The sequence below is a fragment of the Halovalidus salilacus genome, from assembly GCF_031852275.1.
In the GTDB taxonomy this organism is placed as follows: Archaea; Halobacteriota; Halobacteria; order Halobacteriales; family Natrialbaceae; genus Halovalidus; species Halovalidus salilacus.
On record NZ_CP134700.1, the window covers coordinates 3,011,455 to 3,026,634 of the forward strand.

Genomic DNA, 15,180 nt, shown 5'->3' on the forward strand with positions numbered 1-15,180 from the left:
TGGAACGAGGAATCGAGGGCTCTAGATCGCAGAGACGACCTCGTCGAGCACCCGCGCGTCGACGAAGACGACGACGTGGTCGCCGGGGCGGATCACCGTCGTCCCGCGCGGGGTGATGTGGTTGCCGGCCCGGGAGATGGCGCCGATGACGACGCCGCTCGGGAGATCCGTCGTCGCGTCGGCGATCTCGCGGTCCGCGAGGACGCTCTCCGAACCCACTTCGATCTCGATCACCTCGGCGCGGTCGTGCTCGAGCATGGCGATCTTCTCGGTGCGGTCGGTGCGGGTGAATCGAACGATCTCCTCCGCGGTCTCCTCGCGGGGGTTGACCGCGACGTCGATGCCGACGGCCTCGAAGAGGTCGGTGTACTCGACGTTCTCGATGACGGCGACCGTGCGGTCGACGCCGAGTCGTCCGGCCAGCAGCGAGACCAGCAGGTTCTTCTCGTCGCTGTCGAGGGCGGCGATGACGACGTCGGCCTCGTCGACGTGCTCGCGGGCGAGGAACTCGGCGTCCGTCGCGTCGCTCTCCATCACCATCGCCTCGGGGATCGCCTCGGCGATGAAGCGGGCGCGGTCGTGGTCCCGTTCGATCAACCGCGGCCGGAAGCCGTGTTCGGCGAACTCGCGGGCGGCCTGGAAGCCGATCTCGCTCCCGCCGACGATGACGACCTCCTCGGTCTCGGTGTCCGGCGTGATGGCGACGTCGTCGGCGAAGCGGCGAACGGAGTCGGGGCTGCCGATGACGACGATCCGATCGCACGGCCGAATCACGGTGTCGCCCTGGGCGACGAGCATCTCGTCGTCCCTGAAGATGGCCGCGAACGTCAGCGAGTCGTACCGGTCGGCCTCCTGCACCGTCCTGTTCGCGACGGGGCTCTCCGGGCCGACGTCGAACTCGGCCATCCGGACGAGGCCGCCGGCGAAGGTGTCGACGTCCTGGGCGCGGGGCAGCCCGGAGATGCGAAAGATCGCCTGGGCGGTCAGCAGGTCCATACAGACCATGAAGTCGACGCCGAAGGCGCCCTGGGAGCCCTGCCACGTCTCGAGCAGGGTCCGCCGGCGGACGCGGGCGATCGTGAACGCGTCGCTCCTGGTTTTGGTGGCCCCGCAGACGACGGCGTTGGTCTCGTCGTCGTCCGTACACGCGATCACCAGCCCGGCCTTCTCGAGTCCCGCCTCGAGCAGCGTCTCGATGTCGGTGCCGTCGCCGGTGACCGTCAGCACGTCGTGCGAGTAGGTCAGCTCCTCGGTGACGTCGCTATCGCGATCGATCACGACGACGTCGTGCGTCTCCGCGAGGTTCGACGCGATCGACCGGCCCACCTCGCCGGCGCCGACGACGATCACGTACACGGGGATCCCCCTGCGTTCATTGGGCCGCAGTTGCGAGGGAACCGGCAAATGCGTTACGGAGCGCGTGGCGCTGTGAAAATTGACGCTGACCCGGCACGTGCCACCCGGCGCCTCGTAACCCGCGGTGTTTTTAACACCCCGGCGTGTACGATGGGGTAGCGAAACCCGCGGGCAAGTGCGTTCGAGGCTCACGGCGGTGCCGTGGGGGGTTCGGGGACGATTCGTCGTCCGCGAACCGAGACGAGCGCATAGCGGGATGGCCGACGAGCTGGAAGACGCCGGGGCCGTGCGAACCGGGAGTCCGCGGACCGTTTCGATGAGAGTCCACAATACGCGGCTTTCAGTGCTACAACAATGGAAATCGAAATCGCAACAATTGGCGGATACGAGGAAGTCGGACGGCAGATGACCGCCGTCCGCGCCGGTGACGACGTCGTCATCTTCGACATGGGACTGAACCTCTCGCAGGTTCTCATCCACGACAACGTCGAAACCGAGCGGATGCACAGTTTGGACCTGATCGACATGGGCGCGATCCCCGACGACCGCGTCATGTCCGACCTCGAGGGCGACGTCCAGGCGATCGTGCCGACCCACGGCCACCTGGACCACATCGGCGCCATCAGCAAGCTGGCCCACCGGTACAACGCCCCCGTCGTCGCGACGCCCTTCACGATCGAGCTGGTCAAACAGCAGATCCAGAGCGAGCAGAAGTTCGGCGTCGAGAACGACCTGATCAAGATGGATCCCGGCGAGTCGATGACGATCGGCGATCACGGGGTCGAACTCGAGTTCGTCAACGTGACCCACTCGATCATCGACGCGATCAACCCCGTGCTCCACACGCCCGAGGGCGCCATCGTCTACGGGCTGGACAAGCGCATGGACCACACGCCGGTGCTCGGCGACCCGATCGACATGCAGCGCTTCCGCGAGATCGGACGCGAGGGCAACGGGGTGCTGTGTTACATCGAAGACTGCACCAACGCGAACAAGCAGGGGCGAACCCCCAGCGAGCGCGTCGCCCGCGAGCACCTCCGGGACGTCCTCTACAGCATGGAGGACTACGACGGCGGCATCGTCGCCACCACGTTCTCGAGCCACATCGCCCGCGTGCACTCGCTCGTCGAGTTCGCCCACGACATCGGCCGTCAACCGGTCCTGCTCGGCCGATCGATGGAGAAGTACTCCGGCACGGCAGAACGGCTCGACTTCGTCGACTTCCCCTCCGACCTGGGGATGTTCGGCCACCGCAAGTCGGTCGATCGCACGTTCAAGCGGATCATGAACGAGGGCAAGGAGAACTTCCTGCCCGTCGTCACGGGCCACCAGGGCGAACCGCGCGCGATGCTCACCCGCATGGCCCGCGGCGAGACGCCCTACGAACTGGACGACGGCGACAAGATCGTCTTCTCCGCCCGCGTCATCCCCGAACCCACGAACGAGGGGCAGCGGTACCAGGCCGAAAAGCTCCTCGGGATGCAGGGCGCGCGCGTCTACTCCGACATCCACGTCTCGGGCCACCTCTGCCAGGAGGGCCACTACGAGATGCTCGACGCGCTCCAGCCCCAGCACGTCATCCCCGCCCACCAGGACCTCAAAGGGTTCTCCGGGTACGTGGGCCTCTGCGAGAACCAGGGGTACGCCATGGGCCGGGACGTCCACGTCACGCGCAACGGCAACCTGATCACGCTCGTCGACTGATATGACCACTCCCGAGGCACGAGAAGAGGCGGTGCTCGAGGCGGTTCGAAAGCGTCGCGAGCGGGTCAACGAGGCCATCCCCGAGGAGTTGCCGATCCAGCGACCGGAGCGGCTCTACGAAGCCTCCCGGTACCTGCTCGACGCCGGCGGAAAGCGACTTCGGCCGACCGTCCTCCTGACAGCCGCCGAGGCGCTGCTCGACGTCGAACCGCTCTCGACCGACTACCGGTCGTTCCCGACGCTCGAGGCGACGAACCCCCTGTCGGCGGGAAACGAGGACGGCCCCCGCGAGGTCGACGCGATGGCCGCCGCCGTCAGCGTCGAGGTCATCCAGTCGTTCACCCTGATCCACGACGACATCATGGACGACGACGACCTCCGGCGCGGCGTGCCGGCGGTCCACAAGGAGTACGACCTCGAGACGGCGATTCTCGCCGGCGACACCCTGTACTCGAAGGCGTTCGAAGTGATGCTCGAGACGGGCGCCGTCCCCGAGCGGACCGTCGAAGCCCTCGACATCCTGGCGACGACCTGCACGAAGATCTGCGAGGGGCAGTCGCTCGACGTCACCTTCGAGGAGCGCGACGACGTCACCCCCGAGGAGTACCTCGAGATGGTCGAACAGAAGACCGCGGTGCTGTACGCCGCCTCGGCGTGCCTCCCCGCCATCCTGCTCGGCGCGAACGAAGCGACGGTCGACGCCCTCTACGGATACGGCCTCGACGTCGGCCGAGCGTTCCAGATCCAGGACGACGTCCTCGATCTGACCGTCCCGAGCGAGAAACTCGGCAAACAGCGCGGCAGCGACCTCGTCGAGAACAAGAAGACGCTTATCACCGTCCACGCCCGCGAGCGCGGCGTCGACGTCGAGGGCCTCGTGGACACCGAGCGCGTCGACGACGTCACCGAGGCCGAGATCGACGAGGCCGTCGCCGCCCTTCGGGAGGTCGGCTCCATCGAGTACGCCAACGAGATGGCGCGCGACCTCGTCGACCGGGGAAAGGAGCGACTCGAGGTGCTGCCGGACAACGAGGCGCGGGACCTGCTGTTCGAGTTGGCGGACTATCTGATCGAGCGCGGGTACTGAGCCGACAGCAGTTCCCTCCGACCGTTTCTCGTCCGTGAGCGACGGGAACGGAACGCGAGCGGTTCGATGACCGTGCCCTGACGTTGGGGCCACATCGCGGGGGTTTTGACCGGGGCGCGAATACCACCCCCCAATGGACGACGAGTTACGCGAACGCGTCGAGCGCGAGGCCGAGAAGCACGCGCTCTTGAACGCGGTCAAGCACGAGAGCGACGCGAACGTCGGGGCCGTCATGGGGCCGCTGATGGGCGAGAACCCCGCCTTCCGCGAGCACGCCGACGAGGTCCCGGGGGTCATCGGCGGCGTCGTGAGTCGGGTCAACGACCTCGAGTACGCCGAGAAGCGCGCCCGACTCGAGGAACTCGCCCCGGAGGAACTCGCGGAGATGGAGGCCGAGGAGGAGGGCGAGGACCACCCCCTCCCGGACCTGCCGAACGCCGAGGAGTACGACGAGGTGCGGATGCGCTGTGCGCCAAACCCCAACGGCCCGTGGCACGTCGGCCACGCCCGGATGCCGGCCGTCATCGGGACCTACAAGGAGCGCTACGACGGCTGGTTCTGCGTCCGCTTCGACGACACCGATCCCGAGACGAAGCGGCCGGACCTCGACGCTTACGACGCGATTCTGGCGGACCTCGAGTACCTCGGGTTCGAGCCCGACGAGGTGTTTCGGGCGTCGGACCGACTCGAGACCTACTACGACCGCGCCCGCGACCTGATCGAGATGGAGGGAGCCTACACCTGCTCCTGTCCCGGCGAGGAGTTCTCCGAACTGAAGAACGCCGGCGAGCCCTGCCCCCACCGCGACAAGGACGTCGAGACGGTCCTCGAGGAGTTCGAGTCGATGGTCGGCGGCGAGTACGACGGCGGCGAGATGGTGCTCCGCGTGAAGACGGACATCGAGCACAAGAACCCGGCGCTGCGCGACTGGGTCGCCTTCCGGATGGTCGACACGCCCCACCCGCGCGAGGAGGCTAGCGAGTACCGCTGCTGGCCGATGCTCGACTTCCAGTCGGGGGTGGACGACCACCTGATCGGCGTCACCCACATCATCCGCGGGATCGACCTGCAAGACTCCGCCAAGCGCCAGCGGTTCGTCTACGACTACTTCGACTGGGAGTACCCCGAGGTCGTCCACTGGGGTCACGTCCAGCTCGACGAGTACGACGTGAAGATGTCCACCTCGCGGATCAAGGAGCTGATCGACGAGGGCGAACTCACCGGCTGGGACGACCCCCGCGCGCCGACGATCGCGAGCCTGCGACGCCGGGGCATCCGCGGCGAGGCCATCACGGAAGCGATGGTCGAACTCGGCACCTCGACCAGCGACGTCGACCTCGCGATGAGTTCGATCTACGCGCACAATCGGGAGTTGATCGACGACGAGACCGACCGGCGCTTCCTCGTCCGCGACGGCGTCGAACTCCCCCTCGGCGGGAGCCCGCCGGAGGAGGCGAACCCGCCGCTGCACCCCGATCACGAGGAGCGCGGCGTTCGGGACATTCCCGTGAGCGACGCCGTCCTCCTCGAGGAGGGCGACCTCCCCGCGCGCGAGGAGCGCGTCTGGCTCAAGGGGCTGGGCTGCTTCCAGTACACGCGGGACGCCCTCCAGTACACCGGCGAGGGGATCGACGTCGTCCGCGAGGGCGACGTGGACGTCGTCCACTGGGTGCCCGCCGACGAGAGCGTCCCCGTTCGCCTGCGCACGATGGAGGGTGACGAACGCGGACGCGCGGAACCCTGCGTCGCCGACCTCGAGGCCGACGCGCTGGTGCAATTCGAGCGCGTCGGCTTCGCCAGATTCGATCTGCACGAGGACGACGAGGCGGTGGCGTACTACGCCCACCCCTGAACGACGAGACCGTCGACCCCGACGCGACTTCGTTCCTCCCTTCCGCCGACCTCCCCGACTCTACCAACTCTGCTCCGGCTTCGGCCTGCCCCGAGTGCCGACGGGAGTCACTCGAGCAGGTCGTCCGCGCTGTCGGGCAGCGGATCGGCGACCACGCCGTCCCGCCGCCCCAGCACCCTGGCGTGGGCCGCGCAGACGAAGCGGTTCTCGTCCCAGGGAACGTGCAATTCCACGGCGATCGGGCGTTCGCAGTCCGATTCAGAACACGTCCGTTCCTCGTCCATCTCGACCGAAGGAGACGGCGGCGACGCCCAAATTCCTTTCCTGGCCGGACGGCCGGCCGTCAGAAGACGATCACGGCGACGAGGAAGCCGAGCAGGATCGTCACCGTCAGCACCACCTGCATCGCCGTCGAGGCGAGCGTCCCGAGGGTCGCGTAGACGGCCGAGCGGCCGCTCCCGTGGAGGTCTCGGCTCCGGACGAACTCGAGGAGGAACACGGTTCCGAAGAGGCCGACGAGCAGGCCGAGGGGCCCGGTGACGAGCATCAGTGCGATGGCGACGGCGGCGGCGACGCCGGTGGTCCCCCACGAGGCGCCGCCGGCCTTCGCGGCCAGCGACCCCCCGAAGAACTCGACGAGCGCGGCGACGAGGGCCAGCGCGGTGAGCACCGCCAGCGCGACGGGTCCCGGTTCGGAGAACCCGGCGTTCCACCAGTAGAGGTAGAGGCCGGCCAGCGAGAGGAGGCCGCTCGGGACGAGCGGGACGACGGTCCCGAGGACCGCGACGACGAGCAACGCGACCGCCAGGACCGAGAGGGCGTCGACCATCGTGTTTCGGCTCGAGGTACGACGGGAGCGGGCAAAGGCTTCCCGCCTTCGAAGACGGCCGAGGTCGACGTCGTCCTCGGGACCGGCGTCGGCGACCCGGCCTCGAGTCCAGTATCGTTACGTTCCAGCGGGCGAACGGGTGCGTATGACGAAGGGAGCGATCATCGTCGGCGCCTCCTCCGGTATCGGCGAGGCGCTGGCTCGAGAACTCGCCGCCGACGGCTACGAGGTCGGCCTCGCGGCCCGCCGGACGGAGCGGATGAAAGCGATCGGCGCGGAACTGCCGACGAAGGCCTACGTCGCGACGATGGACGTCACGGACACCGCCGACGCCCGCGAGGGCTTTTTCGAACTGGCGAACGCGATGCCGGCGGTCGACGTGGTCGTCCTCAGCGCCGGCGTCGGGTCGATCAACCCCGACCTCGAGTGGACCGACGAGCGCCGGACGATCGACGTCAACGTCCGCGGCTTCGTCGCCGTCGCGACGGCGGCGCTCGAGTACTTCGAGACGACGCCCACCCCCGAGAAGGAACGCGACGGCCACCTCGTGGGCATCTCCTCCGTCGCGGCCCACGTCGGTATCGGGGCCCTGCCCGCCTACAGCGCCTCGAAGGCGTTCGTCTCCCGGTACCTCGAGGGGCTGCGGGCCCGCCAGTCCCGGAGCGAGTCGGACGTGGCGATCACGACGGTCGAACCGGGATACGTCGACACCGAGCTGTCCTACGGCAGCTTCTGGGAGTGCTCGCCCGAGACGGCCGCCGAGCAGATCGCTCGAGCGATCCGGAAGGAACGCGAGCACGTCTACGTGACGCGCCGGTGGCGACTCGTCGCCTGGCTGCTGAAGGCGATGCCAGAATCGGTGCGTAGAAGGCTGGTCGCCTGACGGAATCTCTTCCCAATTCACGCGTATCCGTTCCGACCGTGCCGTGAAATCCTCGGATTGACGTCGGCGTCGGATCGGTTCCCTGACCGATCCATCCGTGATGGGGTTCGGGGACGGCGTCGACTCATCTCCTCGAGGGACGATCCCCCATTCGTACAAAAGCCGATCACCCATTCGCACAACGAGCTGCGAACACGGTGAAAGCCCCCGGTCGGCTCGAGTCGGGTCAGCGATCGTCGCGCGAGAACCGTTCTCGAACCTCGAGCGCCGCCTTCGACCCCGCGTCGACGCCGTAGTAATCGACGAGCGGGCACAGCGCCTCCCCGAACGATCGCATGCACTGGCCGGCGGAGTGGTACTCGAGGCGTCGAGCGACGCCGGACCACTTCCGTCCCTGCAGGGCGCGCAGCACGAGGAGGCGCTCTTCCCGATCGCCCAGGTCAATTTCGTCGGGGCGCTCCACGAGAAAGCGAACGACGAGCCGCCGGAACGGCCCCGGATCGACGTCGAACAGCCCGGGACCGTAGGCCGCCCCCGCCACGACGCGCCACTCGTGATCCGACAGTTCGAGCGGCGGCGTCGCGTCGACGCTCCGGAGAACGGCGCGGGCGACGTCCGGCTCGAGGTCCGAGAGCGCGTCCGTGCAGAGGGCGGGGAACCGGCGACCGAACCATGCTGCGTGGCGGTCGCGCAGGTCCCGCCCCGCATCGCTCGTCGGCGAGAGCATGATCGCCGAGTACTCGCCGCTGGCGTCGTTGCGCGTCGTCGAGACGTGGATCGTCCCGTAGCCGTTCCGATCCCAGAACGCGAGGAGGTCGGGCGTCGCGCCGAAGCCGGTACCGAGCCAGTCGACCTCGGATTCGAACTCCTCGCGCACGCGCTCGAGGAGGCGCGACCCGAGTCCGCGGGACCGGGCGGCGTGGTGGGTCGCGATGCGGACGATCCGGATCCCGACCGGGGCGCCCGCCGCTTCGTCGCGAAGCTGGCTCGTGAGGACGTCGGGGAGCATGTTCCCCCGGATCCGGCCGCCTTCGTACATCGACGCACGGGTCTCGCTCGAGAGGCCGCCCTCGCGGGCGAGCAGGGCGACGCTGACCACGTGGCCGTCGTGGAGCAGGACGCGCGTCTCGAGGTTGGGCGCGTCGAGCAGGCGGGCGAGGTCGTTCGGCTCCGTGCGGTAGTGTGCGAGGACGAGCAGGCCGAACGTCTCCCGCAGGAGGTTCTCGTCCGCGAGCAGGTCCGCGGGCTCGAGGCGCCGGTACGCGACCGATTCGGGGTCGGCGTCCTCGACGAGGGGATCCACCGGCGGCCGGGCGTCGAGCCCCAGCGCGCGGAAGGCCCACACCTCGATCGGATCGCCCGCGGCGTACCTGATCGGTTCGAGCATCGAGACGTCGGTCACCGCGTGGTCGCCCTCCTCGAGGCGATCCCGAAATCGGACCGAGAAGCCCCGACCCGCCCCCTCGTAGCCGTGGATCGTGGTCGCGAAGGCGACCCGGTCGGCCGCGAGGTACTTCTCGAGCACCGACACCGGGAGCGCGGCCGCCTCGTCGACGATCACGACGTCAGCTCGGTCGACCGCCTCACCCGCGGCGGACGGCTCGAGGTAGCGGATCCGACCGCCGCGAGTGGTCTCGAGGGCGCCGTTTCGTTCCTCCGTCGCGACGAGTTCCCCGAACCCCTCGAGCAGCTCCCGCGCGCGGGCGAACAACTCCTCCGCGTTCTGGAACGTCGGCGCCGTGACGAGGACGTCTGCCCCCTCGAGCGCGAGGCACCCGGCCGCGAGGCCCGCCGCGCTCGACTTGCCGCGGCCCCGGTCGGCCTCGAGGACGAGCGCGCGCTTCGCAGGCGGGCCAGCGTCCGCGTCCGCATCCCGTCTCTGAGCCTCGACCTCGATCGAGAGCCCTTCGAACGCCGCCACCGCCTCGAGTTGGTCGGCCGTGAGACACGCCTCGTAGGCCGCCCTCGGGAAGTCGGCGTCCGTCGGCGGCTCGAGCGGGGCTCGAGGGAGTCGCGGCGCGGGGTAGGCCAGCCCCTGCCGTTCGATCCGGACGGGATCGCGCTCGACGTTCGCGATGGCGATTCCCCGGTGGGCGCGGAGCGTCTCGACGAGACGGCGTCGAAACCGGCCCGTCACGTCCGAGAGCGAGAACGGGGGCACGGCGAGCGACTCGTCGAAGGCGTCCCGCTCCGTCGGCCAGCGCTCGAGATCCGGGGTCACCAAAATCAGCAGTCCACCGCCGTCGACCGCCCCGACGACCGATCCCAGCGCGTTCGGCCGGAGGCCTTCGTGGGCGTCGACGATCGCCGCTCGACGGGTCGTTCCGAGTAGCTTCCCCGCGTTCGCCTGCGGGAGGTGCTCGCAGCGGAGCCGATCCTCGGGCCCCAGGAGCGTCGTATCGGAGATGCCGATCGGCAGCGCGTCGAGGACGGACTCGAGGACGTCGTAGCCGCGTTCCCGGTCGCCGGCGAGCACCAGCGCCCGGCGCTCGTTCGTCCGGTCCGCCTCCGCCAGAAGCGACTCGGCGAGGTCGACGACGGTCTCGACGGCGCTTCCGGACCCCGACGCGTCCCCGGTGTCGTCCATGCGTGAACGTGGGTTCCTCGAGAGTAATAGGCACCGGAAGGCGGTCACCGGGCGGTCGACGATCCGCGGAACGGGGAAGAAACGGGTGCTCCGAGAGGGCGACCGTACTCCGAGGGGACGATCGTACTCCGGGGGACGACGTCCTTACTCCGGGGGACGACGTCCTTACTCCGACGGGTCGACGACGACGGTTCCGTGACTCGAGACGGTCACGCGACAGTCCTCGTAGGTGAACGCCACCTCGATCGGATCGGTCGGGGACGACGCGAGGAGGACGGCGAGCGATTCGGCGTCGACGGTCCAGTACAGGGGTTCGAGCGCGGTGACGCTACGGTTCGTCGCGGTCGCGACGGCGGTGACGATCGCGACGACGACCGAGTCGTCGGGGGCGGTCGGCTCGAAGGTCGCGTGGTACGTTCCGGTGGTGGGGTCGTACCCCGTTTCGTCGCCGGCGGCGTGAGACTGCGTGCACATTACCCCTACTAGCGGGTTCGACGGTGTAAGGAAAGACGCTGACTAGTCAGCGTGCGTCTTCGCCGGATTTCTCGAACAGGGAGGTGAAGACGGTCCGCTGGGCCTTGCGCAGGTGCTGGTTGAACGTTTGGCGCGTCACGCCGAAGCGCGCGGCGAGTTCGTCGCCGGTGCTGGCCCGCGGCGAGTCGAAGTAGCCGCCGAAGTAAGCCGCGTCGAGGACGGCCAGCTGCCGGTCGGTGAGCGCGTCGGCGACGACGTCGTACAGCAGGTGCGGCGAGTAGACGAGGTCCTCGGAGACCAGTTCGACCCCGCTGTGAAACTCGCGAATCCCCTCCGCGGCCACCCGCGGGTCCACGTCCCCCGGCAGTTCTCCGAGGAACCGCACCTCGTCGCTCCCGACGACGATGCCGCGAGCGCGTCCCCCGAGGGAGGGGAACACGCCGGCGACCGTCGACGACTCCGCGTGGGCCTCGATGCGGCAGTAGCCGTCGGTCGTGCTGAGCAGTCGCACGTCGAGGTAGTGGGGGACCTCCTCGACCGCCGTGACGAACTCGCTCGGGGTGAGATCGGACGTCCCCATGTACTGGACCGTCGTGCCGTCCGGGAGCGAGACGATCGAGTCGACGTCGACCCGAACCTGGTCCGCCTCGGCGCGGCGTTCGATCTCGTCCGGGCGAAGGGAAGGCGGGACCGCGGACTCGTCCGTGCGAAACTCGACGAGCCTGAGGTGGTCGCTGGTGAGCCGCCGCTCGCGGCGTTTCAACGCCGTCACGTCCTCGAACGTGACGACGACGCGATCGGCCGAGCCGTCCGCCGACCGGAGGGGCGCGCAGTTGCTCGAGAGCCAGCGCTCGGTTCCGTCGGGGCGTTCGATCCAGTGTTCGAACCCGAACGCCGGATCGCCCGACTCGAGGACCCGCCCGACGGGGTGGTCGTCGCCGGTGAGGGCCACTCCGTCCTCGTCGTAGAGGGTCCAGCCGGAATCGTCGTACCGTCGCCCGATCAGTTCCGCCCTCGAGCGCCCGAGGATCTCCGCGGCGCGTTCGTTCGCGTGGGCGATCTCGCCCGCCGAGTCGACCACGACGGTTCCGATCGGGGCCGCTTCGAAGACGCGGGCGGCGAGTTCCGCCGGGATCGCGTCATCGCGCCCGCTCGTATCGCGTTCGTCGCTTCCGCTCGCGTCGAACTCCTCGGTTCCGTCGTCCCCGCTCGCGCACTCGTCCATTCCCGGGGTCGGCGACTCGGTCACGATCGTCCCCCCCGCCCGACGGCTCGAAGCGCCACACCGGAACGAACGGGCCGCGTGCCGGAGGAGGTGTGGTGGTTCACGGGGGGGATACGTCGTCGACGAATAAATGCGTACCACCGGTCGGTCCCCCGAACCGTCCCGTTCGGGGACGTCGACGCGCGAGACGGGTGCAGCGAAGACGCTCGCCGCTCGAGACGGGTATCACCACGTGGTCGACAACGCACGCGGTCGTCAACTCACAGCCGTCCCCGCGCGGTCGCCCGCTCGCGGTCACCCGCTATTCCGACGGCCGACGGCGGTCGGTCGGGAAGATGCGCTCCGGGAGGTACGCCGAGACCACCCAGTTCGGACCGTTGACCGCCTCGGAGATCTTCAGGTCGACGGCCGCCGAACAGAGGACGTACGCCTGTTCGCGTGTCAGTTCGCGTTCGTCCCGAAGGTGGGCGATCATCGCCCGGACGGCCCCTCGGGCCGCCTCGCGCGGGTCGGCGTCGATTCCCGTGGTTCCGAACATCCGCTCGTCGCGTCCGGTCGGCGTGAACGGCCCGTCGGTTTCGAACTGCGGGCGCTCGATCGTCCGGTCCGACTCGACGTCGATCCGGCACGTGACCGTCATCGGGGCCTCGAGCCCCGTCCCACAGACCTCGCCGTCCCCCTGCGCGGCGTGGCAGTCGCCGACGCTGAACAGGGCGCCGTCGACCGCGACCGGGAGGAAGAGCGTCGACCCCGCCGTGAGGTGCTTGACGTCGATATTACCCCCCATGGAGCGCGGCGGAAGCGTCTCGTGGTCGCCGTCCTCGGCGGGTGCGACGCCGACGATCCCGGGAAACGGGTCGATCGGGACCTCGATTCCGTCGACGAACCGGGCGACGTCGTCGGCCAGGTCCCAGGCGTGGATCGCCGGCTCCTCGAACTCGTCCGCGAGCAGTCCGAGCCCGGCGGCCCCCGGGAGGACCGCGGTGTAGCCCCAGCCCTCGTGCTCGAACTCGAGCAGGTCGACGCGGAGGACGTCGCCCGGGCGGGCGCCCTCGACCGCGATCGGGCCGGTCAGCGGGTGGACGCGGGAGACGTCGACGGCGGCGACGTCGGCGGGCGTCGCGTCCGGGCCCAGCTGTCCGTCGGTGGCGTCGCGACACTCCGCGCGGACGACGTCGCCGGGCTCGACCGTCAGTATCGGCTCGAAGTCGTTGTTCCAGGAGCTGTTGACGGCGTCGTCGGTGGCGCTGATCCGGTGATCGACGTCGGTGTCGGTCGGCATTCGACACGCACCACACCGGGAGAGGGGATAAAGTCCACCCGCCGGAGCCGGGCGAGCCCGTGGGGCGAGAATCTGATCCGTGCGGAGTCATCGCACGGCCTCGGCCATTTGAACACGCTTTTAAGGGGTGATGCGCAAGGAAATCGTACACCCTACGCGGGGTTGATGATGCTCCTAGCCTCACAGGACTTCCGCCGGACCCGATCCGGCCCGGGAACTCCCGTCGACCGCATCCGCCGCGACTCGACTCGAATCGAAGCGCGGCCACACCGGTCGACGGCAACCCAGCCCCCGGACGGCAGGGGAGCGCGAGCCCACGCGTAGAAGAGGTGAACAACCAATGGCAGTCTACGTAACCACAGAGATCCCAGCCGACCTCCAGGACGACGCCCTCGAGGCGCTCGAGGTCGCACGAGACACCGGACGCGTAAAGAAAGGAACGAACGAGACGACGAAGGCGATCGAGCGCGGCAACGCCGACCTCGTCTACGTCGCGGAGGACGTCTCGCCCGAGGAGATCGTGATGCACCTCCCCGAGCTGGCGGACGAGAAGGGCATTCCCGTCGTTTTCATCGAGACCCAGGACGACGTCGGCCACGCCGCCGGCCTCGAGGTCGGCTCGGCCGCCGCGGCGATCGTCGACGCCGGCGACGCCGAGGGCGACGTCGAAGACATCGCGAACAAGGTCGAGGACCTCAGCTGAGGTGATTACAGATGAGCGCTGAAGAGGGAGACAACGGTTCCACGCCCGCCGAGGTCATCGAGATCGTCGGCAAGACCGGCATGCACGGCGAAGCGATGCAGGTCAAGTGCCGGATCAAGGAGGGCGAGAACCAGGGACGAATCATCACCCGAAACTGCCTCGGGCCGGTCCGCGAGGGGGACGTCCTCCAGCTGCGCGAGACCGCCCGCGAGGCCGACTCCATCGGAGGACAGTGAGAACGATGGTCGAGAAACGCACCTGCGACTACACCGGCCAGGAGATCGAACCCGGGACGGGCATCATGTACGTCCGGACCGACGGCACCGTGCTCCACTTCGTCGACTCGAAAGCGGAGAAGAACTACAAGCTCGGCCGCGAACCGCGCGACCTCGAGTGGACCGAAGCGGGTCGCCGCAACAAGGGCCCCACCCAGGTCGACACGCCCGCCGACGACGAAGCCGACCGAACCGAGGAGGCCGAGGCGAGCGAGGACGAGGACCGCGTCGAGGAGGACGAACTCGAGGAAGGCAAGGACGAGGACGAAGCCGACGTCCCCGCCGGCGACGAACCGGTCGATGCGACCGACGACGCCGACGAGGAACCCGAGGAAGGCGCCGAGACCGAGTCGGAGACCGAAGGCGAGAACGAGGGGTCCGAAGACGCCGACGAGGAAACCGGGGAGTCAGAAGAATGAGCGACCACGAGCGCACCTTCGTGATGGTCAAGCCCGACGCGTTCGCGCGCGGGCTGGTCGGCGAGGTCGTCTCCCGACTCGAAGAGCGCGGCCTCAAGCTCGTCGGCATCAAGGTGATCAACATGCCCGAGGAGCGGGCGAAAGAGCACTACGCCGAGCACGAGGACAAGCCTTTCTTCGACGACCTGATCGACTTTATCACCTCGGGACCGGTCGTCCCGATGGTCTGGGAGGGCCAGGACGCCACGCGGCAGGTCCGCCAGATGATCGGCGCGACCGATCCGCTCGAGGCCGACCCGGGTACGATCCGCGGCGACTACGCGCTCGACCTGGGCCGCAACGTCGTCCATGCTGCCGACCACGAGGACGAGGGCGCGAACGAGCGCGAGATCGCCATCCACTTCGACGAGAACGAGTTGATCGACTACGAGCAACACGACGCGGAGTGGCTCTACGAGTAGCGCCGCGAACCGCGGACCGTCGTTCGTCGACATTTTTCGGACC

The 15,180-nt window shown here is 68.8% G+C and carries 15 protein-coding genes; 8 read left to right on the forward strand and 7 right to left on the reverse strand.

Going from position 1 to position 15,180, the window contains the following annotated elements:
• Positions 1 to 21: 21 nt before the first annotated feature.
• Positions 22 to 1,356, reverse strand: a complete 1,335-nt coding sequence (trkA, locus tag RJT68_RS14855; RefSeq protein WP_407037330.1) for a Trk system potassium transporter TrkA — start codon at positions 1,354 to 1,356, stop codon at positions 22 to 24.
• Positions 1,357 to 1,710: 354 nt separating this feature from the next.
• Here trkA and RJT68_RS14860 point away from each other — a divergent pair, with 354 nt between their 5' ends.
• The 3 genes from RJT68_RS14860 to RJT68_RS14870 all read left to right on the forward strand — a co-directional run bounded on the left by RJT68_RS14860 (position 1,711) and on the right by RJT68_RS14870 (position 5,999).
• Positions 1,711 to 3,060, forward strand: a complete 1,350-nt coding sequence (locus tag RJT68_RS14860) for an RNase J family beta-CASP ribonuclease (protein WP_407037331.1) — start codon at positions 1,711 to 1,713, stop codon at positions 3,058 to 3,060.
• A gap of 1 nt (position 3,061) precedes the next feature.
• On the forward strand, positions 3,062 to 4,147 hold the full coding sequence (gene idsA3 / locus RJT68_RS14865; protein WP_407037332.1) for a geranylfarnesyl diphosphate synthase: 1,086 nt from the start codon (positions 3,062 to 3,064) through the stop codon (positions 4,145 to 4,147).
• Between the two features lie 133 nt (positions 4,148 to 4,280).
• Positions 4,281 to 5,999: a glutamate--tRNA ligase gene (locus RJT68_RS14870; protein ID WP_407037333.1), complete on the forward strand. Its 1,719-nt coding sequence runs from the start codon at positions 4,281 to 4,283 to the stop codon at positions 5,997 to 5,999.
• Positions 6,000 to 6,106: 107 nt separating this feature from the next.
• Here the strand turns inward: RJT68_RS14870 and RJT68_RS14875 are convergent, their stop codons facing one another.
• The gene (locus RJT68_RS14875) at positions 6,107 to 6,283 is read right to left on the reverse strand and encodes a hypothetical protein (RefSeq protein WP_407037334.1); all 177 of its coding nucleotides are present in this window, start codon (positions 6,281 to 6,283) and stop codon (positions 6,107 to 6,109) included.
• A gap of 59 nt (positions 6,284 to 6,342) precedes the next feature.
• On the reverse strand, positions 6,343 to 6,828 hold the full coding sequence (locus tag RJT68_RS14880) for a DUF456 domain-containing protein (protein WP_407037335.1): 486 nt from the start codon (positions 6,826 to 6,828) through the stop codon (positions 6,343 to 6,345).
• Between the two features lie 145 nt (positions 6,829 to 6,973).
• On the opposite strand from RJT68_RS14880, the gene RJT68_RS14885 reads away from it, so the two are divergent.
• Positions 6,974 to 7,711, forward strand: coding sequence for an SDR family NAD(P)-dependent oxidoreductase (locus RJT68_RS14885; RefSeq protein ID WP_407037336.1), 738 nt, complete (start codon positions 6,974 to 6,976; stop codon positions 7,709 to 7,711).
• 226 nt (positions 7,712 to 7,937) lie between these two features.
• Here RJT68_RS14885 and tmcA read toward each other — a convergent pair whose 3' ends face one another.
• From tmcA to RJT68_RS14905, 4 genes are all read right to left on the reverse strand, one after another.
• Entirely contained in the window at positions 7,938 to 10,298 is a 2,361-nt protein-coding gene (gene tmcA, locus RJT68_RS14890) for a tRNA(Met) cytidine acetyltransferase TmcA (RefSeq protein WP_407037337.1), read from the reverse strand.
• 165 nt (positions 10,299 to 10,463) lie between these two features.
• Positions 10,464 to 10,772 (reverse strand): HalOD1 output domain-containing protein, encoded by a 309-nt coding sequence (locus tag RJT68_RS14895; RefSeq protein WP_407037338.1) that lies wholly within the window; start codon positions 10,770 to 10,772, stop codon positions 10,464 to 10,466.
• A gap of 46 nt (positions 10,773 to 10,818) precedes the next feature.
• Positions 10,819 to 11,997, reverse strand: a complete 1,179-nt coding sequence (locus tag RJT68_RS14900) for a bacterio-opsin activator domain-containing protein (RefSeq protein ID WP_407040386.1) — start codon at positions 11,995 to 11,997, stop codon at positions 10,819 to 10,821.
• A 301-nt stretch (positions 11,998 to 12,298) separates the two neighbouring features.
• Positions 12,299 to 13,279, reverse strand: a complete 981-nt coding sequence (locus tag RJT68_RS14905) for an acetamidase/formamidase family protein (protein ID WP_407037339.1) — start codon at positions 13,277 to 13,279, stop codon at positions 12,299 to 12,301.
• Between the two features lie 340 nt (positions 13,280 to 13,619).
• Between RJT68_RS14905 and rpl7ae the strand changes: the two genes are divergently transcribed.
• Genes rpl7ae through ndk form a run of 4 tightly spaced genes read left to right on the forward strand, consistent with a single transcriptional unit; the run spans position 13,620 to position 15,137 of the window.
• Positions 13,620 to 13,982 carry a 50S ribosomal protein L7Ae gene (gene rpl7ae / locus RJT68_RS14910; RefSeq protein ID WP_407037340.1) on the forward strand — a complete coding sequence of 121 codons (363 nt, stop codon included), beginning with the start codon at positions 13,620 to 13,622 and terminating at the stop codon, positions 13,980 to 13,982.
• 11 nt (positions 13,983 to 13,993) lie between these two features.
• Positions 13,994 to 14,218 (forward strand): 30S ribosomal protein S28e, encoded by a 225-nt coding sequence (locus RJT68_RS14915; protein ID WP_407037341.1) that lies wholly within the window; start codon positions 13,994 to 13,996, stop codon positions 14,216 to 14,218.
• Between the two features lie 5 nt (positions 14,219 to 14,223).
• The gene (locus tag RJT68_RS14920; RefSeq protein ID WP_407037342.1) at positions 14,224 to 14,676 is read left to right on the forward strand and encodes a 50S ribosomal protein L24e; all 453 of its coding nucleotides are present in this window, start codon (positions 14,224 to 14,226) and stop codon (positions 14,674 to 14,676) included.
• A complete protein-coding gene (gene ndk, locus RJT68_RS14925) occupies positions 14,673 to 15,137 on the forward strand; it encodes a nucleoside-diphosphate kinase (protein ID WP_407037343.1) in 465 nt (154 codons plus the stop codon). Before RJT68_RS14920 ends, ndk begins: the two co-directional genes overlap by 4 nt.
• Positions 15,138 to 15,180: the final 43 nt, after the last annotated feature.